This is a genomic window from Cellulomonas algicola, assembly GCF_003851725.1.
GTDB lineage: Bacteria > Actinomycetota > Actinomycetes > Actinomycetales > Cellulomonadaceae > Cellulomonas > Cellulomonas algicola.
Genome location: NZ_BHYL01000430.1, coordinates 1 through 1,138 on the forward strand (window position 1 = coordinate 1; position 1,138 = coordinate 1,138).

A 1,138-nucleotide genomic window follows, 5' to 3' on the forward strand; every position below is an offset into this window, starting at 1 on the left:
GCCCGCGGCACGAGGGCCAGGGCACGATCGAGGTGCTGTGCGCCGACGACGACCTCGCGGGCGCGCTGCTCGCGGAGATCCGCACGGCGATGACCGAGCGGTCGGTGCTGCGCGGGCAGGTCGTCACGTTCCAGGGGTCGCCCTACCAGCCGGGCGCGGGCGGCGTGACGTTCGTGCGGCGGGAGACCGTGCCGCGGGCCGACGTCGTCCTGCCCGACGGCACCCTCGACCGCGTCGAGCGCCAGGTGCTCGCGGTCGCCCGCCACCGCGACACCCTCCGTGACGCGGGCCAGCACCTCAAGCGTGGCGTCCTGCTCTACGGCCCGCCCGGGACGGGCAAGACGCACACCGTCCGCCACCTCGTCGGCGCCGCCGAGGGCACGACGGTGATCCTCCTCGCCGGGCCGTCGCTCGCGCTCGTGTCGCTCGCGGCCGAGACCGCCCGCGCGCTTCAGCCCGCGATCGTCGTCCTCGAGGACTGCGACCTCGTCGCCGAGGACCGGTCGTTCAGCCACGGCCCGCAGCCGCTGCTGTTCGAGGTCCTCGACGCGCTCGACGGGTTGGCGTCCGACGCCGACGTGACGTTCCTGCTCACGACGAACCGCGCCGACCTGCTGGAGCGGGCCCTCTCGCAGCGACCCGGCCGCGTCGACCTGGCCGTCGAGATCCCGCTGCCCGACGACGACGCGCGCCGCCGCCTGTTCGCGCTCTACACCCGCGGGCTGCCGTTCGGGGACGACGCCCTCGACCGCGCGACCGCCCGGACGTCCGGCGTGACGGCGTCGTTCGTCAAGGAGGCCGCCCGACGGGCCGTCCTGCTCGCGGCCGAGGCCGGACGCCCCGTCGGGGACGACGACCTCGACGCGGCCGTCGACGAGATGCTGCAGGACTCCGAGCGGGTGACGCGCTCCCTGCTCGGCGCGGCCCCCGAGGGTCTCGACGACGCGCTCGGCGCGGGCGCGTCCTGATCCGGCCGCGCACAGCGCACGAGCCCTGAGCGGCCCGGCAGCCCGGCGAAGGGCCCGGTCACCCGCCGGCCGTGACGAGGCAGCGACGGGCCCACCGCGGTCCCGGCACGCGCTCGGGTGGCCGCGTCGCGGCCGCGACGCGGCGGCGTCCGCGGACGTCGGGTCAGAGC

Annotated in this window: 1 protein-coding gene; it reads left to right on the forward strand. The window is 77.1% G+C overall.

The features are described 5' to 3' along the window. A partial coding sequence (locus CTKZ_RS20435) for an AAA family ATPase (protein ID WP_148090540.1) occupies positions 1–968 on the forward strand: 968 nt, incomplete at its 5' end. Between the last annotated feature and the right edge of the window lie 170 nt (positions 969–1,138).